This is a genomic window from Pseudomonas putida, assembly GCF_001976065.1.
GTDB lineage: Bacteria > Pseudomonadota > Gammaproteobacteria > Pseudomonadales > Pseudomonadaceae > Aquipseudomonas > Aquipseudomonas serbica.
The window spans coordinates 64,105-89,495 of record NZ_MNAH01000002.1 but is presented as its reverse complement, the minus strand read 5'-3'; the positions used below and the strand labels follow the sequence as shown (position 1 = coordinate 89,495).

At 59.9% G+C, this 25,391-nt stretch carries 22 protein-coding genes, 2 tRNA genes and 2 pseudogenes; 10 read left to right on the top strand and 16 right to left on the bottom strand.

Annotated elements, in window-relative coordinates:
* Positions 1-4: 4 nt before the first annotated feature.
* The 5 genes from BKX96_RS07055 to BKX96_RS07035 all read right to left on the bottom strand — a co-directional run bounded on the left by BKX96_RS07055 (position 5) and on the right by BKX96_RS07035 (position 5,441).
* Entirely contained in the window at positions 5-1,411 is a 1,407-nt protein-coding gene (locus tag BKX96_RS07055; RefSeq protein ID WP_046820196.1) for an ABC transporter substrate-binding protein, read from the bottom strand.
* Between the two features lie 211 nt (positions 1,412-1,622).
* Positions 1,623-1,868 (bottom strand): 4Fe-4S dicluster domain-containing protein, encoded by a 246-nt coding sequence (locus tag BKX96_RS07050; protein ID WP_008060065.1) that lies wholly within the window; start codon positions 1,866-1,868, stop codon positions 1,623-1,625.
* 26 nt (positions 1,869-1,894) lie between these two features.
* Positions 1,895-3,625 carry a fumarate reductase/succinate dehydrogenase flavoprotein subunit gene (locus BKX96_RS07045; RefSeq protein WP_077183212.1) on the bottom strand — a complete coding sequence of 577 codons (1,731 nt, stop codon included), beginning with the start codon at positions 3,623-3,625 and terminating at the stop codon, positions 1,895-1,897.
* Positions 3,622-4,374 carry a GntR family transcriptional regulator gene (locus BKX96_RS07040; protein WP_077183211.1) on the bottom strand — a complete coding sequence of 251 codons (753 nt, stop codon included), beginning with the start codon at positions 4,372-4,374 and terminating at the stop codon, positions 3,622-3,624. The genes BKX96_RS07045 and BKX96_RS07040 overlap by 4 nt, the downstream gene beginning before the upstream one ends.
* A gap of 179 nt (positions 4,375-4,553) precedes the next feature.
* Positions 4,554-5,441, bottom strand: a complete 888-nt coding sequence (locus BKX96_RS07035) for a Dyp-type peroxidase (RefSeq protein WP_077183210.1) — start codon at positions 5,439-5,441, stop codon at positions 4,554-4,556.
* A 257-nt stretch (positions 5,442-5,698) separates the two neighbouring features.
* On the opposite strand from BKX96_RS07035, the gene BKX96_RS07030 reads away from it, so the two are divergent.
* Positions 5,699-7,321, top strand: coding sequence for an NADP-dependent glyceraldehyde-3-phosphate dehydrogenase (locus BKX96_RS07030; RefSeq protein ID WP_046820200.1), 1,623 nt, complete (start codon positions 5,699-5,701; stop codon positions 7,319-7,321).
* Positions 7,322-7,425: 104 nt separating this feature from the next.
* Positions 7,426-8,388 (top strand): FUSC family protein, encoded by a 963-nt coding sequence (locus BKX96_RS07025; protein ID WP_077183209.1) that lies wholly within the window; start codon positions 7,426-7,428, stop codon positions 8,386-8,388.
* Between the two features lie 6 nt (positions 8,389-8,394).
* On the opposite strand, the gene BKX96_RS07020 is transcribed toward BKX96_RS07025, so the two are convergent.
* Positions 8,395-9,288, bottom strand: a complete 894-nt coding sequence (locus BKX96_RS07020; RefSeq protein WP_077183208.1) for a DMT family transporter — start codon at positions 9,286-9,288, stop codon at positions 8,395-8,397.
* A gap of 137 nt (positions 9,289-9,425) precedes the next feature.
* Here BKX96_RS07020 and BKX96_RS07015 point away from each other — a divergent pair, with 137 nt between their 5' ends.
* Complete coding sequence (locus tag BKX96_RS07015; protein WP_046820203.1) at positions 9,426-9,863, top strand: Lrp/AsnC family transcriptional regulator; 438 nt, start codon at positions 9,426-9,428, stop codon at positions 9,861-9,863.
* A 67-nt stretch (positions 9,864-9,930) separates the two neighbouring features.
* Here the strand turns inward: BKX96_RS07015 and BKX96_RS07010 are convergent, their stop codons facing one another.
* A complete protein-coding gene (locus BKX96_RS07010; protein WP_034147218.1) occupies positions 9,931-10,602 on the bottom strand; it encodes a Bax inhibitor-1/YccA family protein in 672 nt (223 codons plus the stop codon).
* A 123-nt stretch (positions 10,603-10,725) separates the two neighbouring features.
* On the opposite strand from BKX96_RS07010, the gene BKX96_RS07005 reads away from it, so the two are divergent.
* Positions 10,726-10,813, top strand: a tRNA-Ser gene (locus BKX96_RS07005).
* Positions 10,814-11,006: 193 nt separating this feature from the next.
* Here BKX96_RS07005 and BKX96_RS07000 read toward each other — a convergent pair.
* Positions 11,007-12,224: an MFS transporter gene (locus BKX96_RS07000; RefSeq protein ID WP_077183207.1), complete on the bottom strand. Its 1,218-nt coding sequence runs from the start codon at positions 12,222-12,224 to the stop codon at positions 11,007-11,009.
* Positions 12,225-12,383: 159 nt separating this feature from the next.
* Here BKX96_RS07000 and BKX96_RS06995 point away from each other — a divergent pair, with 159 nt between their 5' ends.
* Positions 12,384-13,199, top strand: coding sequence for a DUF1206 domain-containing protein (locus tag BKX96_RS06995; protein ID WP_077183206.1), 816 nt, complete (start codon positions 12,384-12,386; stop codon positions 13,197-13,199).
* Positions 13,200-13,332: 133 nt separating this feature from the next.
* Positions 13,333-13,408 (top strand) — tRNA-Phe (locus BKX96_RS06990).
* Between the two features lie 89 nt (positions 13,409-13,497).
* On the opposite strand, the gene BKX96_RS06985 is transcribed toward BKX96_RS06990, so the two are convergent.
* The 3 genes and pseudogenes from BKX96_RS06985 to BKX96_RS06975 form a co-directional block, all read right to left on the bottom strand.
* The gene (locus BKX96_RS06985; RefSeq protein ID WP_046820224.1) at positions 13,498-14,034 is read right to left on the bottom strand and encodes a hypothetical protein; all 537 of its coding nucleotides are present in this window, start codon (positions 14,032-14,034) and stop codon (positions 13,498-13,500) included.
* Between the two features lie 193 nt (positions 14,035-14,227).
* Positions 14,228-14,617 (bottom strand): annotated as a pseudogene (locus BKX96_RS06980) (manganese catalase family protein); the annotation flags it as partial.
* A 1-nt stretch (position 14,618) separates the two neighbouring features.
* Positions 14,619-14,951 (bottom strand): annotated as a pseudogene (locus BKX96_RS06975) (thiamine pyrophosphate-binding protein); the annotation flags it as partial.
* A gap of 191 nt (positions 14,952-15,142) precedes the next feature.
* Here BKX96_RS06975 and BKX96_RS06970 point away from each other — a divergent pair.
* The 4 genes from BKX96_RS06970 (at position 15,143) to BKX96_RS06955 (ending at position 19,858) form a co-directional block, all read left to right on the top strand.
* Positions 15,143-17,002 carry an ABC transporter ATP-binding protein gene (locus BKX96_RS06970; protein WP_077183204.1) on the top strand — a complete coding sequence of 620 codons (1,860 nt, stop codon included), beginning with the start codon at positions 15,143-15,145 and terminating at the stop codon, positions 17,000-17,002.
* Positions 17,003-17,156: 154 nt separating this feature from the next.
* Positions 17,157-17,441, top strand: a complete 285-nt coding sequence (locus tag BKX96_RS06965; RefSeq protein ID WP_077183203.1) for a hypothetical protein — start codon at positions 17,157-17,159, stop codon at positions 17,439-17,441.
* A gap of 338 nt (positions 17,442-17,779) precedes the next feature.
* On the top strand, positions 17,780-19,237 hold the full coding sequence (locus BKX96_RS06960; RefSeq protein ID WP_077183202.1) for a sensor histidine kinase: 1,458 nt from the start codon (positions 17,780-17,782) through the stop codon (positions 19,235-19,237).
* A gap of 60 nt (positions 19,238-19,297) precedes the next feature.
* Entirely contained in the window at positions 19,298-19,858 is a 561-nt protein-coding gene (locus BKX96_RS06955; protein WP_077183201.1) for a hypothetical protein, read from the top strand.
* 41 nt (positions 19,859-19,899) lie between these two features.
* On the opposite strand, the gene BKX96_RS06950 is transcribed toward BKX96_RS06955, so the two are convergent.
* The 5 genes from BKX96_RS06950 to BKX96_RS06930 all read right to left on the bottom strand — a co-directional run bounded on the left by BKX96_RS06950 (position 19,900) and on the right by BKX96_RS06930 (position 25,339).
* Complete coding sequence (locus BKX96_RS06950) at positions 19,900-21,303, bottom strand: MFS transporter (RefSeq protein WP_077183200.1); 1,404 nt, start codon at positions 21,301-21,303, stop codon at positions 19,900-19,902.
* A gap of 125 nt (positions 21,304-21,428) precedes the next feature.
* Positions 21,429-22,769, bottom strand: coding sequence for an MFS transporter (locus BKX96_RS06945; protein WP_077183199.1), 1,341 nt, complete (start codon positions 22,767-22,769; stop codon positions 21,429-21,431).
* Positions 22,770-22,805: 36 nt separating this feature from the next.
* Complete coding sequence (gene kce / locus BKX96_RS06940; protein WP_046820230.1) at positions 22,806-23,738, bottom strand: 3,5-dioxohexanoate:acetyl-CoA acetone transferase; 933 nt, start codon at positions 23,736-23,738, stop codon at positions 22,806-22,808.
* Positions 23,739-23,831: 93 nt separating this feature from the next.
* Entirely contained in the window at positions 23,832-24,620 is a 789-nt protein-coding gene (locus BKX96_RS06935; RefSeq protein WP_077183198.1) for an SDR family oxidoreductase, read from the bottom strand.
* The gene (locus BKX96_RS06930) at positions 24,617-25,339 is read right to left on the bottom strand and encodes a GntR family transcriptional regulator (RefSeq protein WP_046820232.1); all 723 of its coding nucleotides are present in this window, start codon (positions 25,337-25,339) and stop codon (positions 24,617-24,619) included. Before BKX96_RS06930 ends, BKX96_RS06935 begins: the two co-directional genes overlap by 4 nt.
* Positions 25,340-25,391: the final 52 nt, after the last annotated feature.

Sequence of the window (25,391 nt, the reverse complement as noted above, 5' to 3'; positions counted from 1 at the left end):
TGACTCAGCGGCTGGCCACGGCCTGGTTGGTGGCGTCGGTGAAATCGAACACCTTGCCGCCATGGGCCGTGGCGAATTGCTGGGCCTGGCCCTTGAGCAGGAACGCACTGAGGCGCCCTTTCGCATCACTGGCAAACCACGCCTGGTCGGCCAGTAACTTGATCCCGCTGTCACTGGCCTGGGCATACACCGCGCGAATGTTCTTGCCTTCCTGCTTCAGCGCGGCCAACGCAGTGAATGCCGCTTGCGCCGAAGCGTACTGACGGACCTTCGGCTCGCCACGCACCCAGATCTCGGCCACATGACTGAAGTCGGTGATGGCTTCACCACTGGCGGCATCGACGGCCTTGAGCGGTGTCTGCTGGTAATTGGCCAGCTGCGCGCTGTAGTCCAGGTTCGAGGCCTTGAACGCGGCGCGAATGTACTGGTCGTCGATGAAGGTATTCAGGTCGAGACCGCGATCGGCTTTCTTCAGCAGCTTGAGGGTGTCGATGGCAGTGCCGACGGCCTGGCGATACTCCGGTTTCCAGCTCAGGTCGCGGGTCTGTACGCCGAGCGGGCCGTGGAACAGGTAGTTGACCTCGGCGTCGACGCCGGTGACCTTGGCGATCAGCTCGCTGTATTTCTCAGGCTCGGCGGCGAGCAGCTGGTTGGCTTCAATACTGGCGCGCAGGTAGGCGACGACGATTTCCGGGTATTTCTTCGCATAGGCCTGGTCGACGAGCGCACCGTGGAAGGTCGGCGCGCCGGCCTGGGAACCGTCGTAGATCTTGCGCGCAAAGCCCCGGCTCGGGAACAGTTCGGCGAACGGCACGAAGTCGGCATGGGCGTCGATCTTGCCGGCCTGCAACGCGGAGCCGGCGACTTCCGGTGGCTGGGCGATGATGTTCACGTCCTTGAGCGGGTCCCAGCCCTGGGCCGCCACCGCGCGCAGCAACATGCCATGGGCGGTGGACGCGAACGGCACGGAAATGGTCTTGCCCTTGAGCTCGGCCAGCGACTGCACGCCCGATGCACTCGGCACCACGATGCCGTTGCCACTGCCCTGGGTGCTGCCCGACAGCACGCTGATGAACAGGCTGTGCTTGCCGGCGGTTTCAAACGCCACGCCGTTGAACGAACCGGGGAAATCGGCCATGGCACCGAAGTCGAGCTTGCCGGCGACCATCTCGTTGGTCAGCGGCGCGCCACTGGTGAAGTTCTTCCACTCGATGTCGTACTGGGCGTCCTTGTACTGGCCGTCGTGGGGCAGGTATTTGTCCAGCAGGCCGAGCTCGCGAATCAACAGGCCGCCGGCGGCGCAGTTGATCGTGGTGTCCTGGGTGCCGATGGCTATGCGGATGGTTTCGGCCTGTGCCGACCAGGTGAACGAAGCCAGTACCAGACCGGCCAATGCTGCACGCAATAACATGGTGAATCCCCTCGAATCGTTTATAGGATGTTCGTCTCCGCCACGATCAGGGCGTGGTGGGAAACGAGGGGTGTCTTTGAAGCAAGCGTCCGGGGGTGGCCGGATGGCGTTTTGAGTTGTCTGTACGGGCCTCTTCGCGAGCAGGCTCGCTCCCACAGGTGAATGCATTCCAAAGGTGGGAGCGAGCCTGCTCGCGAAGGCGTCCTGTCATTCAACGCAGCAAATAAGGGATGTCCACTTTCACCGCCCCCGTCGGGCAGTCCTTTTCACAGGGCATGCAGTACCAGCATTCATCGAAGGCCATGTAGGCCTTTTGCGTGGCCGGATTGATCGCCAGCAGGTCCATCGGGCACACATCGACACACACGGTGCAGCCTTTGTGGGCGATGCACAGGTCCTCATCGACGGTGACCGGCGCGTTGGAGCGGAAAAAGATTTCCTGGGGTTGATAGGCCATTTTCGGTCTCTCTATTGTTGACGGCTTCAAGCCGCGTCGGCACCGACCCGCAGCCGGTCGTAGGCCTGCATTTCATCGGCATCGAGCGGGATGATGTAAGGCTCGACGGCTTTCTTGAAACTGCTCATCAAGCCGTTTTCATCCTTCTTCAGGTGGCAGTGGCAGAACCAGTCGCTGTCGTTGCGTTGCGGATGATCGACCCGGTAGTGGTAGAGCCCCCAACGACTTTCGGCGCGAAACAGCGAGGCGCGGGCCGCCATTTCGGCGCAGTCGCGGATCATGCTGACTTCCATGGCGCGCATCAACTCATGGGCGTTATGGGCCTTGATCTGATCGAGGTCGCGCTGGATGTCGCTGAAGCGTTGCAGGCCGATCTGCATCTTCCTGGTCACTTTCGGCGGCTGCAGGTAGTCGTTGACGAAGCGGCGCAGCTTGTACTCGACCTGGGCCGGTGGCAGTCCGTGTTCGCGGTCCAGGGGCGCATACACCCGCTGTTTTTCGACTTCAATCTGCTTGGCATCCAGTGCGGAAAACTCGCGGCCGACGACAAAGTCAGCCGCATTGTTGCCGGCAAACCAGCCATAGGTGAACGCACCGAGCATGTAGTTGTGCGGCACCGCGGCCATATCACCCGCCGAATACAGGCCCTTGACCGACGTTTCGGCCTTCTCGTTGACCCACACCCCCGACGCCGAATGCCCGCTGCAAAAACCGATTTCGGAGATGTGCATCTCGATCATCTGCGTGCGGTAATCGGTGCCGCGGTTGGCGTGGAACTGACCGCGGCTCGGCCGCTCGTTGCTGTGCAGGATCTCTTCGATGTTCTGGATGGTTTCCTCAGCCAGGTGATCGAGCTTGAGAAACACCGGGCCATTGCCGCTTTCCAGCTCCTGGTGGAACTCCCACATCATCTGGCCGCTCCAGTAGTCGCACTCGATGAAGCGCTCGCCCTTGTTGTTGGCGGTGTAGCCGCCCAGGGGGCCGGTAACGTAGGCGCAGGCCGGGCCGTTGTAGTCCTTGATCAGCGGGTTGATCTGGAAGCACTCCAGGTTCGCCAGTTCCGCCCCGGCGTGATAGGCCATGGCGTAACCGTCGCCGGCATTGGTCGGGTTTTCGTAGGTGCCCATCAGGTACCCCGAGGATGGCAGGCCCAGGCGCCCGGCGGCACCGCAGGCGAGGATCACTGCCTTGGCCTTGATCACATGGAAGTCGGCAGTGCGGCAATCGAATCCCATCACGCCGTTGACCGCGCCCTCTTCATCCTTGAGCAAACGGGTGCAGACCAGGCGATTGGTAATGCTCACCCGCGCCCGTTTCAACTGCCGGTACAGCACTTTCTTGATGTCATGCCCTTCCGGCATCGGCAGCACGTAGGCGCCCATGTGGTGGACCTTTTTCACTGCATAGTCGCCGGTCTCGTCCTTCTCGAACTTGACGCCCCAGCGATCCAGTTGCTCGATGGTTTCGAAGCTGTGGGTCGCGTAGGCATAGACCGCCGCCTGGTTGACGATGCCGTCGTTGGCAATGGTGATTTCCTTGGTGTACTGCTCCGGCGTCGAGTGGCCGGGGATGATTGCGTTATTCAGGCCGTCCATGCCCATGCTGATCGCGCCGCTGCGCTTGACGTTGGCCTTGTCGATCAACAGCACGCGCAAATCGCGATTGCGCTCCTTGGCCTTGATCGCCGCCATGGGTCCGGCAGTGCCGCCGCCGATCACCACGATGTCGTATTCCTGTTCCACAGTCGTTCGGGTCATGCCAGCGCCCCTTTTTGCCGATCGATCCGCAGGCGGTACTGGAAGGCATCGCCACGGTAGTAAAGGTGTTCGAAATCCAGGGGCCGGCCTTGGGCGTCGTGGGTCAGGCGCTCGATGCGCATGATCGGCGAGCCGGCCTCGACGTTCAGCGCCTGGGTCAGGTCGCTGTCGGCCAGCACCGCGTCGATGGCGAGGTCAGCGTGACCGAGGGCCAGGCCGCAGTCGTTTTCCAGGATCAGGAAAATGTCGCGGGTGACCAGGTCGGCCTTCTCCAAACGCTCGCCGACGGCTTTGGGCAGGTAGGTGATTTCCAGCGAAATCGGCTCGCGGTTGATCAGGCGAACGCGTTTGATCTGCGCCACGACCTCGCCTTCGGCGACCTGCAAGCGTTCGGCGACCCGCTTGTCGGCGGCGATGAACTTGAAGCTGCGCAGGCGGTTGATCACCTCATAACCACGACCGGTCATGGATTCGGCCAGGCCTTGCAAGGTGCTGACGTTCTGGAAGGTCTTGGGTTTGGCGACGAAGGTGCCCTTGCCGTGGATCTTGAAGATCAGCCCTTCCTTCTGCAGATCGCCGAGGGCCTGGCGCACGGTAATGCGGCTGACCTTGAACAGCGCGCCGAGCTCGCTTTCGGACGGCATCTGGCTGTCCTGCGGGTATTCACCGTCGAGGATGCGCGCACGCAGGATGTCGCGTAGCTGGGTGTGCAGCGGGACGCTGCCAAGAGATAGAACGTTATCGGCCATGAAGATCACTTGTCATAACGAGTTATGACGTGATCTTAGGGTTCTAAGAACAGGGTTGAGAAATACCGTTTGAGCATAACGATAGATTCACTGTAGGAGCTGGCTTGCCAGCGAAGGCGGTCCGCCTGACTCACCGCATCGCCCTTTTCGCCGGCAAGCCGGCTCCTACAGATAGTGTCTTAGCCGATGCGCAATGCGCGCAGATCGAGGTGGCCATCCTTGAGCGGCGGGCACCAGTAATAACCACCGGTGATCGGTCGGCTGATGCGATACAAACCGTCGGTAATACCGTCTTCCAGGCCACTCATGCGGCGCAGCTGGACTTCGAAGGCGTCGAGGGAGAAGCCGAAGGCCAGGAACATCAGCCCGGCGCGGTCGCCTTCGATCCACGGCATCGAGCGACGGACGATGAACGCCTCAGGAGCAAAGCTCTCCTGGGCGGTGCGTTTGACATGGGCAGAGAGAGGGGCGTCGTCGAGTTCTTCGTTGTCGCTCAGGCGACGGCCCATAATGTCATCCGTCTCGTGGGACGCCAGCGCACGAAAACCCTTGAGGTCATGCTGCCACTGCTGGAGCGCGGCGAAGCTGCCGCCTACCGTGCCTTCGACGCCCTCACCCACCAGCGCGGCGGCCGCGGCGGCTTCGTCACGGGGGTTTTCGGTGCCGTCTTCGTAGCCGGTCAGGTCATGGCCGTCACGGTGGCGGAAACCTTCGGTCATTTGCACCAGGCGCAGGGCGGGCGCCAACGCCGCCTCGAGGGCATGGCTGCGGTTAAGCAGTTCGCCACGGTCGGTACCGTGCAACCAGCACCAGAGCGCCTGTTGCGTGGACGGGTTATCGACACCGACTCCGGTCAGCGCCGGAAATGGCCGCAAGCCTTCGATGTGCCCGTCGAGGGCCTTGACCAGGGATTCACCGAAGCCGACCACCGCCGATTGGCCGTCCACCAGTTGCATCAGCTTGTCCAGCGCGGCCGGCAGTGCAGCCACCGATTCCAGGGCGAAAAACATGTGACGAGCGAGAGGCGGAACGGGGGTGGCGAGGATGCCCGGCTGGTAGTGACTCATGTGAACTCCTTATGAAAGAGCGCGAAGTTTAACCTCGACATCGGCCATTGTGTGCTCCCAGGTCAAAAGATCGCGTTTCACCCAACGCCGTTTGCGGTCTACGCTTGAAGCACAACAACCACAGCTTCACCCCTCTATTCTGCCCATCAGCGCTCGATTGCAATTAATAAACCGCATCAACAAGGCGTATAACCCTTGAAACGGATTCTTCAACGGCTAGCCATAGCGCACGGCTGTACTACACACGGGGTAGCGACATGACCACACAGATTCTCGGCAACCTGTTTCCCGACGCCGGCAGCATCCCGGAAAAATACCGCCTCGACGGCCAGACCGAACAACGGGAATACCTGGTCGACGGTGTCCTGAAAACCTGGCCCGGTCCCCTCGCCCAGGTCCGCAGCCCGGTGTACCTGGCAGGCCCCGGCGGCGATGAACAAGTCATTCTCGGCAGCACGCCGCTGCTGGATGCCGCCACCGCCCTGACCGCCCTCGACGCCGCGGTGCGCGCCTATGATCGCGGCCAGGGTTTGTGGCCGACCATGCGCGTGGCCGAGCGCATCCAGCACGTCGAAACCTTCCTCGGGCACATGCGTCAACAGCGCGACGCGGTGGTCAAGCTGCTGATGTGGGAGATCGGCAAGAACCTCAAGGACTCGGAGAAGGAATTCGACCGCACCTGCGACTACATCGTCGACACCATCAATGCCCTCAAGGAACTCGACCGTCGTTCCAGTCGCTTCGAGCTGGAACAGGACACCCTCGGCCAGATCCGCCGCGTACCGCTCGGCGTGGCGCTGTGCATGGGGCCCTACAACTACCCGCTGAACGAAACTTTCACCACGCTGATCCCGGCGCTGATCATGGGCAACACCGTGGTATTCAAGCCAGCCAAGCTTGGTGTGCTGTTGATTCGCCCGCTGCTGGAGGCCTTTCGCGACAGCTTCCCGGCCGGGGTGATCAACGTGATCTATGGCAGCGGGCGCGAGACCGTCAGTGCGCTGATGGCCAGCGGCAAGATCGATATCTTTGCGTTCATTGGCACCAACAAGGCCGCCAGCGACCTTAAGAAGCTGCATCCACGGCCGCATCGCCTGCGTGCGGCGCTGGGGCTCGATGCGAAGAACCCCGGCATCGTCCTGCCGGAGGTGGACCTGGACAACGCGGTCAACGAAGCGGTCACCGGTTCCCTGTCATTCAACGGCCAGCGTTGCACCGCGTTGAAGATCCTGTTTGTCCACGAAGACGTGGTCGAGTCCTTCATCGAGAAATTCAACGCCAAACTCGCCACGCTCAAGCCCGGCATGCCCTGGGACACTGGCGTGGCGCTGACGCCGCTGCCGGAATCGGGCAAGGTCGATTACCTGCACTCGCTGGTGGCTGACGCCGAGAGCAAGGGCGCCAGGGTGGTAAACCCCCATGGCGGCGAGGCCCGCGCGTCGTTCTTTTATCCCGCCGTGCTGTACCCGGTGACGCCGCAGATGCGGGTCTACCAGGAAGAACAATTTGGCCCGGTGGTGCCGATCGTGCCCTACCGCCATCTGGACACGGTAATCGATTACGTCCTCGAATCGGATTTCGGCCAGCAACTGAGCATCTTCGGCACCAACCCGGTGGCGGTCGGCCGGCTGGTCGACACCTTCGCCAACCAGGTCGGGCGCATCAACCTCAACGCCCAATGCCAGCGTGGCCCGGACACTTACCCGTTCAACGGGCGGAAAAACTCCGCCGAGGGCACTTTGTCGGTGCACGACGCCCTACGGGTGTTTTCGATCCGCACGCTGGTGGCGACCAAATTCCAGGAGACCAACAAGGATCTCATCAGCGAGATCATCAGCGGCCGCAGCTCGAGCTTCCTGACCACTGACTACATCTTCTGAGGAGTGTCAACCTGAGCGCTTCCAGGGCCCTTCGCCTGCCACCGTTCCTGCGCCGGTTACTGCGTCCGCTGCTGGACCCTTACCGGCGCTATCGCCATGCTCGGATGATCCATGCGGTACGCGTATCGCTCGGGTTACTGGCGTCGATCCTGCTGACCACCGGCATCCACCTGCCCCACGGGGAGTGGGCGTCGGTGACGATGCTGGTGGTGATCGGCGGCTTGCAGCACCATGGCAACATCGGCAAAAAAGCCGCCGAGCGGGCCATCGGCACCCTGGTCGGGGCGGCTGTCGGCCTGGCCTTGGTGGTGCAACAGTCCTGGCTCGGCCTGCCATGGCTGACCTATTTCGCCATGGCAGTGGTGTGCGGATTTTTCTCGTACCACGCCATCGGCAAAGGCGGCTACACCGCGCTGCTGGCGGGCATTACCGTGTTCATCGTCGCCGGCCACGGCGACAATCCAGTCTCCGACGGGCTGTGGCGCGGGGTCGACATCTTGATCGGCATTGCCCTGGCCCTGGCGTTTTCCTTCGCCCTGCCGCTCTATGCGGTCTATTCCTGGCGCTACAACCTGGCTGACGCCCTGCGTGATTGTGCGACGATCTACGGGCGGATCATCAACGGCCAGTCGGTGACGGCCGACGAACACCTCAAGTTGATGGGTCGCCTGAACACCGTCATGGTGCAACTGCGTTCGCTCATGCCATCGGTGTCCAAGGAGGTGAAGATTTCCATGACCGAACTCGACGCCATCCAGCGTCAGCTGCGTCTGTGTGTCAGCACCCTGGAGATACTGGGCAACGCGCGGCCGGACGCCAGTGACTTGCAAACGGCCTTGAAGGCGCAGCATCGGCTGATTCGCGTGCAACTGATCGGCATGGCCCGGGCTTTGAAGTCTGGCGTCACCCAGCGGCTGAACCGGCCCACCGCGTTGCCGGTGGTCAGTCTCGATGCCCCGGTCTACAACGCCCTGGACGGTTATCGTTTGTTGACCGAGCAACTGGCCGCCAACATCGGCGAGATGCGCCAGCGCCTGGCCAGGACCGCGCCGCACTGGAACATCTGATGGGACTTACGGCGTGACTGTCCGCCGAAACTTCAGGCTCCAGCCCTGCTGCATGCCAGCAGCGGCCAGCAGTATCGCGGCAACCCCAATCCATTGCAGCGGTTCCAGGCGATGGCCGAAGGCAAACCAGTCGACGAAAATCGCCGCAATCGGGTAGATGAACGACAGCGCGCCGGTCAACGCCGTCGGCAGTTTCTGGATCGCGCCATACAACAACACATACATCACGCCGGTGTGCACGATGCCCAGCGTCACCAGGCTGGCCCACTCGCCCTGCGCTTGCGGCAGCGCCGAAAAATGCGCGAATGGCGCGAGCAACAGCACGCCGGTGCTGACCTGAATCAGTGCGATCAAATGCGGCGGCGTCCCGGTGAGGCGCTTGATGATCAACGCAGCGATCGCATAAAGGAATGCTGCACCCAAGGCCAGCACAATCCCGATCAGGTACTGGCTGCCGCTTTCGCCCTGCCCGCCATGGGCGCTGACGATCGCCAGCATCCCGAGAAACGAAACGCCCAGCCAGGTCAGTTTCTGCAGGGTTATTTTCTCGTTGAGAAACACCGCCGCCAGCCCCACCAGCATGAACGGCTGGACGTTGTAGACCGCCGTCCCGATGGCAATCGAGGCCCGGGAATAGGAGGCGAACAACAGCACCCAGTTGCCGACGATCGCTACACCGCTGAGCACCGCCAGCAGGAAGGTGGTGCGAGTCAGGATGCCCGGGCGCAAAAAGCCGAAGGCCGCGCAAATCAGCAGCAAAGTGCCGGCGCCAAACAGGCAGCGCCAGAACACCACATCCTGCACCGGTTGCCCGGACACCAGCACGAACCAGCCGATGGTCCCGGAGATCAGCATGGCGGCGGTCATTTCGAACGAGCCGCGACGTATTGAGTTGTCCATCATCAAGCTCCTGTTATTGATGGACAAAGTATGCCAATCGAGCGGGACGCTGCTCCAGCGCAAAAAGCAGGCTAAACTTCGAATCTGCCTTTTTTGCGAAGGCAATTTTGCCAAACTGCCTAATTGAGGTTTTCGCCATGACTGACGACATCGACCAGGTGCTGATCACCGCCTTGATGGAAGACTCGCGACGTTCGCTCAAGGCCCTGGCGCAGATCAGCGGCCTGTCCTCGCCCAGCGTCGCCGAACGCCTGCGCCGTCTCGAGGAACGCGGCGTACTCAAGGGCTACACGGTGGAAATCGACCCGAAATGCTTCGGCTATCAGTTGCAGGCCATCGTGCGCATTCGCCCGCTACCGGGCCAGTTGCAGGAAGTGGAACGGCAGATCATGGCCATTCCCGAGTTCACCGAGTGCGACAAGGTCACCGGCGACGACTGCTTCATCGCCCGCCTGCATGTGCGCTCGATGGAACAGCTGGACACCCTGCTCGACCGCCTCAACTCCCTTGCCGAAACCAACACCGCCATCGTCAAGAAAACCCCGGTAAAGCGGCGCCTGCCGCCCATGGCGTAGCCCGTCGGTAAAGAGACCGTGCATAAAAAACCCGCCGAAGCGGGTTTTTTTCAATCATGGCTGGCGATCAATCATCGCGGCTCATGATGCCAAACAGCTGCAACAAGCTGATGAACAGGTTGTAGATCGATACATACAGGCTGATGGTAGCCATGATGTAGTTGCGCTCGCCGCCGTGGATGATGGCGCTGGTCTGGAACAGGATGCACACCGAGGAGAACAGCACGAAGCCCGCGCTGATCGCCAGTTGCAGGCCGCTAATCTGGAAGAAGAAGCTCGCCAGCGTCGCACCCAGCAGCACAAAGAAGCCCGCTGTGATGAAACCGCCGAGGAAGCTCATGTCCTTGCGGGTGATCAGCACATAGGCCGAAAGACCGCCGAACACCAGGGCCGTCATCGCGAACGCCGAACTCACGACCTCCGCACCGCCCTGCATGCCCAGGTAACGATTGAGGATCGGGCCGAGCAGGAAGCCCATGAAACCGGTCAGGGCAAATGCGGACACCAGGCCCCAGGCGGAATCACGAAGCTTGTTGGTGAGGAAGAAAAGGCCGTAGAAACCGATCAGCACCACGAAAATGTTCGGGTAGCCGACACGCATCTGCTGGGCGACGAACGCCATCACGCCGCTGAATGCGAGGGTGAGAGCCAGCAAGCCGTATGTGTTGCGCAGGACGCGGCTAACCTCTAGCTGCTCAGCCTGCACGCTGTTATTAACTGCGTAATCCTGTTCGCGCATGGCGACACTCCTGTTGGTTTGAAACGTTCAGTCGCAAAGATCATAACAGACGCCCTGTAACAAGCTATGCAGAGAGTTTGACAGTGTGTTTCATTCGGGTATTATGGCGCCCGCAACACAAACGGAGGTGTGGCCGAGTGGTTTAAGGCAACGGTCTTGAAAACCGTCGACTGTAACAGGTCCATGAGTTCGAATCCCATCGCCTCCGCCATATTTGTACCGACAAAGCCCTGATTATTCAGGGCTTTGTCGTTTCTGCGGCAAACGTTTTCTGGTGCAACAATTCGGGATCGTTTGCGCATCTTTGAATGAATCCCCAGGCCGCTGCTGAGGTGATCGTATCGGGCTGGAGCGCCACGGCGTGCGTCGATCTGCGCTTGATAATGCAGTCGAACGACTGAGTTTCAGCAATCCTTGCTCGGTCTCTGGAGAATCCGCGGCGATCCAAACAGCAAGAGCAGTGCTGTAGCGGCTAACAATGCTCCCATGAGGAACGTATTCTCTGACCCCATGGTTTGCCAGATCCCGCCCGCCAGAACGCTGGCGATCAGCATGCATGCGCCGCTGACCAGATTGAAAATACCGAAGGCGGTTCCCTTCAGTTCCATGGGCGCAGTGTCGGCTACCAGCGAGGCAAGAATGCCTTGGCTAAAACCCATATGAAGCCCCCACAACCCAACACCCAGCATCATCGTGATGACCGAGCTGGATTCTGCGAGTAGCAGATCCGCCAGGATGAGTAATCCCATCCCCATGCACAGCAGCTTCGTACGACTGATGCGATCGGACAGCCAGCCGGCGGGGTAAGCGGACAGCGTATAAAAAACTGCCATTACCACCATCACCAGCGGGACCCAGGTGACCGACAAACCTGCCTGCTGCGCCCGTAAAACCAGGAACGCCTCGCTGAAACGGGCAAGTGTGAAGACCCCTCCGATAATGACGACCCACCAATAGCCAGTGGAGAAGTCGGGAAGGACTCGCCAGTTGATTGGAGAGCGGAATTCGCGCTCGCCAGAAGTAGCCGTGGGCTCCTTTACTCCGACGAAAATGAGCGCCACCGCCATGATTGCCGGGATCACTGCGAACCACAGCACAAGCTGGATATCGGCGAGCCATGACATCAACAGGATGGCCAGCGCGGGGCCAAGAACCGCCCCTACCGTATCCATCGACTGGCGCAGCCCAAAGCAGGCGCCACGGATGGCTGGTGGCGCGACATCGGCAACCAGGGCATCTCGCGGTGCCCCCCGGATGCCTTTGCCGATTCGATCCAGAAAGCGTGCGGTGAAGACCACTTCCACCGAGTGTGCCAGAGGAAAAAGTGGTTTGCTCAAAGCCGCTAGACCGTATCCAAGCAGCAACAATCCTTTGCGCCGCCCCAAATAGTCGCTGATAGCACCCGAGAATACCTTGACGAGCATCGCGGTCGACTCGGCTATTCCCTCGATCACCCCGACGGTCAATGCACTCGCCCCCAATGTAGTGACCAGAAACACGGGCAATAAGCTGTGTACCAACTCGGACGATAGATCCATGAACAGGCTGACAAAGCCTAGCGCCCAGATGGTGCGTGGAATACGAAGCCGCTCGACGTTGGTACGCGGACGTTCGCTGTTCATTTTTTCATCCTGTACTTATCGGTACAAAGGTGAGGCTGAGAACGACGGTGTTGACTATCCCTGGCGTGCGGGTCTATCAGCACCTGAAGAGCGTCGACTTTATCGAACCCCTGCGCAAGAGACGTGTCTGCACTTGTATGACTCCTCGGAAATACGCCAATGTCCGCTCAACACACCCTTGTCATACTCGCTCGGGGCGGATATGCCGCTCGGGGCGTTCTGTATCTGATCATAGGCATCTTTGCTCTGCTGGCGGCTCAAGACTCGACGAAGCCCAAGGACAGTCACAAAAGCCTGGAGGCGTTGTTGAGCCAGCCTTTTGGTTATGTCCTGGTGGGGCTGGTGGTCGCGGGTCTGCTTGCCTTCGCAGGGTGGCGAATATTGCAAGCCATTCGCGATGTCGATCATCACGGTACGAACCTCAAGGGATGGGTGATTCGAGCAGGTTTGTTGGCCGGCGGCTTGATCAACGGCGCTCTGGCGTTTTTTGCATTGGGCCTGCTCATTAGCGGCGTCAGAAGCTCAGGCAGTTCCACAGGGGGGGAGACCAGGGACCTACTGGCCCATCTTTTGTCCTGGGATCACTCAAACCTGTTGGTCTACCTCCTGGCGCTCATCCCACTCGGTGTAGGCATTGCTCACATCATCAAGGGATGGAAGGCGTCGTTCGAGAAGTACTTCGAGGCTGACGAAGATGTGATGCGCTACATACGCCCGGTGTCTCGATTCGGACTGATAGCCCGAGGCGTAGTGTTTATCGAGATAGCGGTGCTTCTGGCGATCAGCGGTTCCCGGTATCAAGCCACGGATCCCCCGGGCATGAAGGAAGCCCTTGATGCCCTGCAGAACCTGCCCGCCGGCGCCTTGATTTTAATGGTGATGGCTTTGGGGCTGCTTGCCTTTTCCGCCTACAGCTTTTCCGAAGCCGCCTGGCGCAAAATAAACATGGATGTGCCGGGCGTACCGCAATCGTAGTCAGGATCCAGCTCATCGCAATATCCGTCCTGGCTTGCCCGAGTGAAATCGCAGCCGTAAGCGCACGTAATCATTAGGTTTTTTTGATTTCGTGCTTGACGCCTCCGCCGTAAAAACGTTTAATTGCGCCGCGGCCCAGATAGCTCAGTCGGTAGAGCAGGGGATTGAAAATCCCCGTGTCGGCGGTTCGATTCCGTCTCTGGGCACCATGACTTCCAAACCCCTGAATGCTGATGGCTTCAGGGGTTTTCTATTTTTGGCGGCAGCTGTTTGTAAAAGTGCGGCCTCTCCCCCTCCCCTAGGCGCCGGGGTTTGCAACCTGAATGAAGATCGCCCAGGCCCCAAGCAGTACCCAGAACGTCGTAAAGATCCATGGCGTACGCACCGAAAACAACAAGGCTTTGCGGTAGCCTTTGTGCGTGGACTCTCGTTCCGAAAACAAAGGTGATTCGTCGTAGGCCAATCCCATCAGCGGCTCACTGCGCAGCAACTCGCTCTGTTTGAAATACCAGTGATCGATAATGTCATAGGCCGCGCGTATGCCGGGCCAGGCGTTCAGGGAGCTGAGTACCCCAAACAAGGCCAGAAACGGTGGTACCACCAGGGTGAACAGTTTGCCCCACTCGGGATTCTGGTTGGCCATGCAGGATGCAAAGGCGATCACCAAAAAGGACTGTGCGGCCAGATATGCATCCGTTCGATTGGCCAGGATACTGGTCTCGTATTGAATCTCCCTGCGGTAAAAATCCAATCGTTCTTTGGGCGATCCAAACAACTTTGCGTTGTGCTCGCTCAGCTCGGTTTCGTCGAGGTGAGAGGTCAAAATTTTCGGCACGATGGATTCACCCTGATCGGTTTATACGAAGATCGCGTTCAGCCCAATGCTGTATCGAGAACATCATGACCCCGAAACCCGGCAGGATGTCCTGGGATGTTCTGACGGGTATGGACGGTTCGGACATGAGACCTCCTGTTTCGAACAATTAAAGAGAAACACCGCACGCCAGCGAGACGTGCGGTGACATCCATCAGGCTTCTTCACGTCCTTGCACACCCGCGCCCAGGTCTGCACCCGTGATCGGATTGCTTTCGGGGTCAGACATTGTGCGGGCTTTCATGCCCATCAGCAGTGCGTCTTCGTCAACGCTCAACGCCACGCTGGCATTGCCATCACCGCCATCGACCGCCGGCTTCGGATCTTCCACAAAATCCCAGTCGTCACCCTGGTTCCACGGTCCACGCGTGCTGCCTTCACCTTGGGATAGGTTGAAATACACGTGGGTGAATTCAGGCATGCCGGGCAGCTTGCCTTGCGGGAAATTCGGCTGGATCGAGTGCAGGGCTTTTTCGAACGACAGCTGGTGCGCGATCTCGCGGGTCATGAGAAATCCCAGCGCCTCTTTCACGCCGGGATCATCAATGGCTGCCCAGCGCCGTGCGCGCCTGCTGGCCGACGATGGCCAACATGGGCATGTGATCCATCCGCGTGTCGTACAGGCCGGTGATAAGGTGCGACGCGCCCGGGCCGGAGGTGGCGATACAGACACCCAATTCACCGGTGAACTTGGCATGCGCCGACGCCATGAACGCTGCAATTTCTTCATGCCTGGCCTGAACGAATTCAATCTTGCCCTTGGCCCGGCTCAGCGCTCCGAATACGCCATTGATGCCATCCCCTGGATAACCAAAGATCCTTGTCACCCCCCATTCGCTGAGTCGCCCAATCAGAAAATCCCCAACTGTCGTCGTCATGTCGTGCCTCGCCTTCGACCGGTGCATCAAGCATTTCCGACCAAGCACTGCGTTGGACCGTGTTAGGGTCTGGACACTCGGGTGCAGAGCGAAGTTCTGGCCAATGCAGTGAATGTGAGTGACACCGTGCAACCCTAAACACACCCGATAAATGGCAGAATCCACTCACCCTGATCATTTCGGAGACCACAATGCTTGGCGTGTTTGAACGAAGGCTCGACCCATTCCCCCCCGACGAAGCGCCACCACCGCCTGTCGGCCTGATGCGGTTCCTGTGGGCCTGCACCCGCGGAGCCCGCGGTTATGTCCTGGCGCTTGCGCTGCTCAGTGCCAGTGTGTCGATCTACGAAGCCTGGTTGTTTTCCTTTCTTGGGCAGGTCGTGGACCTGCTCTCGACATGGCAGGCCGGTGGAAATGCCAACGGCCAGGAAAGTCGAGTGCTGTGGGGTATCGCGATCGTGTTGCTCACCAGCATCGGGCTGGTGGCGCTGCGCACCATGGTCCAGCACCAGGTATTGGCGATCAATCTGCCGCTGCGGCTGCGCTGGGATTTCCATCGGCTGATGCTGCGTCAAAGCCTTTCATTCTTTTCCGATGAATTCTCGGGTCGGGTAACCACCAAGGTGATGCAGACTGCATTGGCCGTGCGCGAAGTCCTGTTCACCCTCATCGAAATCGCGCCCGGTATCGGCGTTTACTTCATTGCAATCATCGCCCTGGCTGGCGGCTTCGCCCTGAAGCTCATGTTGCCCTTTATTGCCTGGGTCGCGTTGTTCGGGCTAGCCATGCTGTACTTCGTGCCACGCCTGGGGCAAGTCGGGCAGGAACAGGCCCATGCGCGATCGTCGATGACGGGGCGTATTTCAGATGCCTATACCAACATCACCACAGTAAAACTGTTCTCGCATTCCAACCGTGAAGCGCACTTCGCGCGCGCGGCGATGGAGGATTTCAAGCTCACCGGTTTTCGCCAGATGCGCCTGGTCAGCCAGTTCGAGATCGTCAATCAGGCGCTGGTGGTCGGGCTGATCCTTGGCGCAGGCGGCTATGCCCTGTGGCTGTGGCACCAGGGCGAAGTTGGCGCGGGGGCCGTGGCGGCCATTACTGCCATGGCGTTGCGTATCAATGGCATGTCGCATTGGATCATGTGGCAGATGACTTCGCTGTTCGAAAACATCGGCACCGTGCAGGATGGCATGGCCACCCTGACCCGTGGCCCCAAGGTGCAGGATGCGCCGAACGCGGGCGTGCTGGTGCCCTCTGGCGGCGCGGTAACCTTTGACAAGGTGAGCTTCAACTACAACGGTGAACGCCAGGTGCTCGACGGCTTGAGCCTGAACATCCGCCCGGGCGAAAAAATCGGCCTGGTGGGCCGTTCCGGTGCGGGCAAATCGACGCTGATCAATCTGCTGCTGCGCTTCTATGACGTCGACAGCGGTGAGATTCGCATCGATGGGCAAAACATCGCTCAGGTGACACAGGACAGTCTGCGGAGCGCGATCGGCATGGTCACTCAGGATACGTCCCTGTTGCACCGCTCCATTCGCGACAACATCGCCTACGGCCGCCCGGACGCGACCGACGCGCAGGTCCGCAGCGCCGCAGCCAGTGCCCAGGCCGACGGTTTCATCAGCCAACTGAGCGATCGGCAAGGCCATAGCGGCTATGACACCCTGGTGGGTGAGCGCGGCATCAAACTCTCGGGCGGCCAGCGCCAACGTATCGCCATCGCTCGGGTGATGCTCAAGAACGCCCCGATCCTGTTACTGGACGAAGCCACCAGTGCCCTGGATTCCGAAGTCGAAGTCGCCATCCAGGAAAGCCTCGATGAAATGATGCAGGGTAAAACAGTCATCGCCATCGCCCATCGGCTGTCGACGATTGCGGCCATGGACCGGCTCATTGTCATGGATGAGGGACGCATCATCGAACAAGGTACCCACGCTGAGTTGCTGGGAAGAAACGGCACTTACGCGCGACTCTGGCAGCATCAAAGTGGTGGTTTCCTGGGTGAGGACCAGGGGCTGGCAGAGGCCATGGATCAGGCGTGAGCGCTTGGACGTGATGACCTGCGAAGGGCTCCACCGGTTCGATCCCGTCCTCAGTGGCGCGTGGCGAGCCGCCTTCGCGGGGCCTGCTATAGTCAGCCGGAGCGGCTCAAGGTTATGGCTGCGGGCAAAAAGCATTCTACTCAGGAGCTTGATCATGCGAATCGTAACGGCCACTGTGTGCACATTCCTGTTATCCCTGGCATTGCCGGCGCTGTCCTTTGCCGGTTCCAACTGTGATGATGCGGGAAGTGCAAGTGACGTCAGAAACTGTGTGAAAAACAACAATGATCAGAAAGGCAAAGGCAATTGCAATGACAATGGCAATTGCGGCAAGGCCAAAGCTAAAGCCAAAGATTACGATGACGATTACTCGGTCCGTTGCATGGAAATCAACAACCTGGTCTTGCGCCGTGAGTGCCTTGACCGGCGCAGAGATTGATTGAAGTAGTTGCAGCCACCGGAGCGGGGACCATGGTCCCCGCGTCCATTTCTTACAAGCCATTACACAGAACCCTACGCACCACGCGCGGCGCGTCGACACCGACCATGTCGCCCACACCCAGGGGAAATCCCCCCCATATATGGGCTGTGAAACCGCCCGGTGCCTGGTGTTTTCCCGGCGAACGAGTTCCCAGGCGCACCACCCCACGCGCCGCTTTGCACACCTCTTGTGCGTCAGCCGCAATAGACCTTTGGCATAAAGAATGCTGTGACTGCAGGGCTTGGTTGAGTGGTTGAAGTTGCTGGAACTTCACAGCATGCCCAGGAGTACTCCCTATGCCGGCAATCGACGTACTGCATAAGCGTTTCCACCGCAGGACAGCTGACTCGATCGCGCCCACTGAACAATTCAATCTCCTGCGGTGGTTTTCGATCACCAGCTTCCTTCTCATCAGCGTGATAGCGTTTGGGCTGGGTTCTTTGTCGACAAGATTCCTGGTCGCGGAAAGTCTTGAACGCGATGCCCTGATGTCGGCACAGTTCATCCAGACCGTTGCAAAAGGCGAGATACGTCATCACGGGCTGTCGGCCATGCAGATGGAGGAAGGTGGGGCATTCGTTCAACATCAGGCAACGTCAGATGAAAACAAGCAGCGCAAACAGCCTTTCAGCTCCGAGTTCCTGGATTATCTTGCGCATCTCCCCAATTCCCTCCTGATCTCCATCTACTCTCCCCGTGGAACCGTGCTTTGGTCCACCAACCGGAACTTAGTGGGGCAGGTTTTTTTGAATGACGAGCTTGAAGAGGCATTCAGCTCCAAAGAACGGATATCCACTAGATACAGTCAGGTAGATGCGGACCGCAGCGAGCAGAAATTCCTCCACCCGCCGCAAAAGTTCTTCGTCGAGAGTTACATCCCTCTTGCCGATAGCCAGGGGAACATTCTGGCGGTGGTTGAAATCTACCGGGAGCCATTCGACCTGATCGAACGCCTGAATCACGGGCACTGGATCATCTGGCTGACCACGATGGGTGGCCTGCTGCTCTACTTCGGGATCTACTGGATGGCTCGACGAACATCGGTTCAATTGGCCTCGGAAGAGGCTCAAGTCGTCGCCAATAAAACCTACGTCGGCTTGGGCGAAATGTCCACGGCCGTCGCCCACAGCCTACGTAATCCCCTCGCCTGCATCCGTTCAAGCGCAGAGCTGGCGAACGACATGGAGGGCCAGCCTGCAAAGAAGCAGATCGAAGATATTGTCGGCCAGGTGGATCGGATGTCGCGCTGGGTGCAGGAATTACTACTGTGCCTGAGCCCGATCCGCGGCGAGGCAGAACGGGTGGACCCGATACAGATGCTGCAGGCCACACTCGACAGCTACAGCGCGCAATTGCGTCATTCAAAAATCCAGGTCGAGTTCAAGCATGAACCCTCGCCCGCGATACTCAGTCATCCACTCTTGCTGTCGCAGATTTTGAACAGCGTCATCGCCAATGCCATAGAGGCGATGCCGACAACCGGAATACTGACCCTCCGGGCGAGCCTGGATGAAACCCGTCAGTGGCTGAGCCTGACCATTGACGACACCGGAGGTGGATCTGCACGACACCAGGAGATGATGGCCTTCAAGTCTTTCTACACCACCCGGCAAGGCAGGCTGGGCATAGGATTTGTCATGGTCAAGCAGATCATGCAAAGTTTCGGCGGCGAAGCGAGTCTGACAACCCATAAAAAACAGGGAACATCCGTGCACTTGAGATTCAGGGTTCTGGACAGGAGGGCCTCACGTTGATTTTCCTGATCTGGGAGGTGATGTCTACGCTTGCCAGATCATTAGTTCGCAGGAGCGATCATGAGCAACTTCCCAATCGTTGCCACAGTACTATCGATGATTTTGGGGCTGTCCGTCACACGCCTGCTTCTGGGCGCGTTGACTGTGTTCCGCATCCGTCGTGTGGCCAAGCCTGACTGGGTTGCGCTGGTCTGGGCGGCAATGCTTTTTACCACGCAGCTGGAATTCTGGTGGGCCGTCAACGCACTGCCTGAAGTAAAGGGAACGTACTCGTTTCCTGAGTTTTTATTGCTCGTCCTGCTGGCGTTATCACTTTTTCTATCGGCCGCATTACTGCTGCCAAGCCGAAGCGAGGATGAGCACCAGGGGCTTCGCGTCTACTTTGAACAGGATGGTCGCTATGCCCTTCTATCGCTGTCGACTTATCTTTTTCTCGGGCTCATCGTGAATATCGTTTTATTCAAGGCATCGCCGTTAGCGCTCTGGGGCGCCCTGGATGTCGTGATGATTGTGCTTCCTGTCTGCGCATTTTATGCAAAATCACGTAAAGCGTATTCGATGATCACCTTGCTGTATGTACCGATTGCCTCGATTGATTTGGCGATATCACTTTCAAACTAAAGTGTGGGAGTAAGCTTGCTCCTGCACAGAGCCAACGCTGTCTAGTCCTTGTCCCGCGCACGCTGCAACACCGCCTCCCCCGCCTGAGCCGGCAGTCGCAGGTTATCCAGCAAGGCAATGGCCGCAATCACCGCCACACACAGGAACGCCAGCTGAAAGTCGCCCGTCTCGGCGTGCCCTGGAGTGCCATGGATGTTCATGGCCAACCGTAGCAGCAGCGCACCGATGGCCACCCCCATCGCCATGCTCAACTGGAAAAACATGCTGAACAAGGTTGAAGCGTCGCTCATCTGCGCCTTGGGGATTTCGGCAAAGGCCAGTGTGTTGAACACGGTGAACTGCATGGACCGTGACAAGCCACCGACGAAAAGGATGAACAGGATCAGCGCCGGGCTCATGCGCTCGTCCAGCAACGCACAGGCCGCTATCGCCAGTACGCCCAGGAGGCCGTTGAGCATCAGCACCGGACGAAATCCCCAGCGCTGCATCACGCCTGTGGTGAAGGGTTTCATCGCCAGGTTGCCGGCAAATACAGCCAATACCAGCAACCCCGCATCGAACGCCGAAAGACCGAACGCCAGTTGAAACATCAGCGGCAGGAGAAACGGCAAGGTGCTGATGGCGATCCGGAACATCGAGCCCCCGCACAGGCAGACGTTGAAGGTTCGAATGCCTGTCACACCCAAGGCCAGGAGTGGGTGTGCATGTCGACGCATATGGCGCCAGGCAAAAACACCGAGCATCACGCCGGCACCACTCAGCGCCAGCCCTTGCACCAGATCGTCCTGGCTTTGCCCGAGCATCTCCACGCCATACAACAAGGCAGCGCTGGCGATGCCCACCAACAGGAAACCACTGAAATCGAAAGCCCTGGTATTGGCGTCGTCGCGTTTGGGCAGCAAGACCAGAGCGACCATCAGGGCCAACACGCCCAGAGGCAGATTGAGGTAGAAAATCCACGGCCAGGACGCGTGGGTGACGATGAAACCACCCACCGGAGGCCCGAGTACCGGCGCGACCAGGCCCGGCCAGGTAATGAATGAGATGGCGCGCACCAGGTCTTTTTTCTCGGTGGTGCGCAGCACTGCCAGGCGTCCCACCGGGACCATCATCGCGCCGCTGATGCCCTGCAGCACGCGCGCGGCGACAAAGGTTTCCAGGCTATTACTTAACCCGCACATCAACGAAGACAAGGTGAACAACACGATCGCCGAACTGAATACCCAGCGCGTACCGAAGCGATCGGCCAACCAGCCGCTGATGGGGATGAACACCGCCACCGCGAGCATGTAGGCACTCATGCCAATGTTCAGGTCCACCGGCGCGACGCCAAACGTCCTGGCCATGTCAGGCAACGCGGTAGCGATCACCGTGGCGTCGAGGTTCTCCATGAAGAACGTGACGGCTACCAATAGGGCAATCCATGTTGAGCGGCGTTGAGACATTGGTCATTCCGGTTCGGCCAGGTCGTTGCTCGACACTCTACAACAGACAGGGCGCTGAGCCGGGTTGAAAGGTCGCGCAAACCATCACTCTCACCCCGGGCGAACAGCAATTTCTCAGCGCTCCCTCATGCAGCCTGGCGCCGACCGTGCAGCCCTTGTTTATCCACCTTCTGCTCATGCCCCTGGCGCAGCCGCAGGGCTGCAAGCGCCGCAAGCACCAGGATAATCGCGACGACCTTCATGCCATTCATGGCGTTGCCGGTACTTTGCTCGATCAAGCCCATCACCGAGGGGCCGACAAAACCGCCCAGCAGGCCGCACGAGTTGACGAAGCCCAGGCCGCCTGCGAGCGCGGCGCCCTTGAGTCGCGAAGCCGGGTAGAGAAAGATGATCGACTGCACGACGAAGAACATCACCGCCGAGATACAGAAGCCCAATAGACTGATCACCGGTCCCGCCAGCGAAGCGATTCCCAGCCCCGCGGCCATGGTCAGCAAACCTGCGACCAGTATTTGCCGGGAACGCGCCGGCGTGGTGGCGAATCGAGGCAGTGCAATGGCGCCCGCCGCTGCCGCCAGCCAAGGCAGGGAGGTCAGCAAGCCGATCTGCAGAGTACTCAGGTCGCCGTATTTGCCGATGATGCCGGGCAGGAAAAAGATCACCGTGTAGATCGTGATCTGGTGGCAGAAGTAGACCAGGATCGCCAACAGGATCTGCGGGGTCAGGCATTGTTTGAGCGAGTGACCACCGGCACCGGCGCCCTCCTCCGATTCCGCGGCCAACTGCTGCTCGATCTGCCGGGCTTCAGTGGCGCTCAGCCACGGCGCCTTGCTTGGACGGTCCGGCAGTTTTTTCCACACCACCATGGCGAAGAACACCGCCGGCAAGCCCTCGAGCATGAACATCCACTGCCAGCCACGCCAGCCCCAGACACCTTCCAGCTGCATGAGCACGGCACCCAGTGGCCCGCCAATGATGTTGGCGAAACACACGCCCAGCAGAAAATAGCCAGTCGCCCGGGCCCGTTGCTCCCGGCCGAACCAGTACGTCAGGTACAGCATGACGCCTGGGAACAGACCCGCTTCGGCGATGCCCAGCAACAAGCGCAACACGTAGAACGAGGTTTCGCCCTGGACAAATGCCATCGCCGCCGAGATCAAGCCCCAGGTGACCATGATTCGCGCAATCCAGAACCGCGCGCCAACCTTGTGCATGATCAGGTTGCTGGGCACTTCCGACAGTGCGTAGGTGAGAAAGAACAACCCGGCACCCAGCCCGTAGGCGGCGGCTGAAATGCCCAGGTCGATATCCAGGTGATGCTTGGCCAGGGCGATGTTGGTGCGGTCGAGAAAGCTCAACACGTAGGCCGCAATCAGCAATGGCATGAGTTTTACAAACATCAGTCTGTTCAACGTCGCCGAATCACGAGGTTCGGAAAGCGCGTCGGTTTTATTTATTATTGTCATCGGACTAACCTTTTCGAGTTTTCGAGAGGGGCGCTGTTAAAAGTCGACCTGGTCCTTGCCCTTGAGGTCGAGCATTTCCCGCGCTTCATCCGGGGTCGCCACGCGCCCGCCCAGGGCTTCGATCACCGTGCGAATGCGCTTGACCTGATCGGCATTGGACGCCGCCAGGTTGCCCGGCCCGTCCCACAGCGAATCTTCCAGGCCGACACGCACATGGCTGCCCATCGACAGGCCCATGGTGCCCAGCGGAATCTGATTGCGCCCGGCGCCGAGGATCGACCATTGGTACGCGTCGCCGAACAGGCGGTCGGCGGTACGGCGCATGTGCGCCAGGTCTTCAGGATGCCCACCAATGCCGCCGCGCAGGCCGAACACCGACTGAATGAAAATCGGCGCCTTGAGCAGCCCGCGCTGGAGGAAGTGCGCGGCGGTGTACAAGTGGCCGATGTCGTAGCACTCGATTTCAAAGCGGGTGCGGTTCTCGGCACAGGCATTGAGTATATGGGCGATGTCGCGGAAGGTATTGCGGAAGATCCGGTCGTCACTTTCGGCCAGGTAGGGCCGTTCCCACTCGTGCTTGAACTCGGTGAAGCGGTCGAGCATTTCATACAGCCCGAAGTTCATCGAACCCATGTTCAGCGAAGCCAGTTCCGGCTTGAGCTGTGCCACAGGCTGCAGGCGTTCTTCCACGCCCATGGTCGGCGCGCCGCCGGTGGTGATGTTGATCACTACGTCACTCTTGGCCTTGATTTGCGGCAGGAACTGACGGAACAGGTCGACATCCTGGCTCGGCCGCCCATCGATAGGATCGCGCGCATGCAGGTGGACAATCGACGCCCCGGCTTCGGCGGCACCGATGGCGGCGTCGGCGATTTCCTGCGGCGTGATCGGCAGGTGCGGCGACATCGACGGCGTATGGATGGCGCCCGTGACGGCGCAGGTGATGATGATCGGGCGTTTTTTGGACATGAGTGTTCTCCGTTCTTGTTCTTGACGAGAAAGTTATTGGGGGTCACTCGACGCGGAATGGGTCCGGTCGTTGTTGCGGCAGGGTCGAGGCGCCTACAGGTACTCGACGTTGCCATCCACACTGATGGCCTGGCCGGTCACGTTGCGTGCGGCGGGTGAGCAAAGGAACAGCGCCATGGCGGCGACGTCTTCGGCGGTGACCATGCGTTTGAGCGAGATCTTTTTCAGGTACTCCTCGCGCATCTCGGCTTCAGGCACATTCATCTGCTCGGCGCGGGCGCGGATCACACCGTCCATGCGCGGGCCTTCGACGATGCCAGGCAGCAAGGCGTTGACGCGGATGTCGCTTTCGCCAAGCTCCGACGCCAGGGATTTCATCAGGCCGATGATGGCCCATTTGGTCGCGGCGTACGGGGTGCGCCAGGCGTAACCCAGGCGGCCGGCCACTGACGCGATGTGGATCAGGTGGGCATTGGGTGACGCCTTGAGCAGCGGCACCGCATGATGGGCAAAGCGGTACTGGCCTGTGAGGTTGATGTCGATGGTGCGCTGCCACTCCTCGTCGGTGATGGCGTCGATCCCGGCGGTGGGCCCTGCGATGCCGGCGTTGTTGACCAGCACATCGAGGCCGCCGAACTGCTCGCGCTGCACCTTGAACACCGCTTCGATCTGCGCCGGGTCAGCAACGTCGGCGCGGGTGGCCACGCTGTCCGGGTAGCGATCGCGGAACGCCGCCAGCGCCGCCTCGCTGACATCGCACACATGCACCTTGGCGCCGGCTTCCAGGTAAGCCGCCGCCAGCACTTCGCCGATCCCGGCAGCACCGCCGGAAATCAGGACGCGCAGGCCGGTATAGGGAACCAGTCGGTTGAGAACGCTCATGCTTTTTTTACTCCAGAGACAGACGACCGTGAACGGTCGCTCTTGACGATCAGGCGCGACAGAGAGTCAGCCGCCTGCATGATGTCGTCGGTGACCGCGGCCCGGGCTGCTGCTCCGTCTCGCGCGGCCAGGGCCTCGACGATGCGGTTGTGCGCTTCCATTGAGCGCTGCAGGTGCGCCTTGTCAGGCGCCACCAGCGCAAAGCAGGGGCCCATGTGCAGCCAGAAATTCTCCACGGCCGCGATGGTCAGGTCGGCCTTGGCCACCGCGTAGATGCGCCGGTGGAAGGCAAAGTTGGTCCACAGGTAGCGGGCCACATCGACGCTGTCGGCGGCTTGCTGCATCTGGTCGCACAGGTGGCTGATGTCCTTGAGGTCAGTGTCATTGAGCAGGATGACGGCTTTCTCGGCCAGCAGCCCTTCCAGCGCGACCCGGGCGTCGCGGATTTCGCGCAGGCGTTCGGGGGTCATCATGCGCACACGCAGGCGGGACGTTTCGGTGACTTCGAAGGCGTTTTCGGCACTCAGGCGGTTCAGCGCTTCACGCACCGGCATCGGGCTGGAGCCGAGCGCCTCGGCCAAACCGCGGATGGTCAGCTTCTGGCCCGGCTGGAAGCGGCCGCTCATCAGCGCTTCGCGGATCTGACGGTAGACCTGGTCCTGCAGGGTATCGCGGGAAACCTGGCGCATGGTGGGCAGGAGGATCGGTTGATCAGTCATGAGTCAGCTCACATTGGACGTTCTTATGGGTCAAATATGTGATCACAAATAA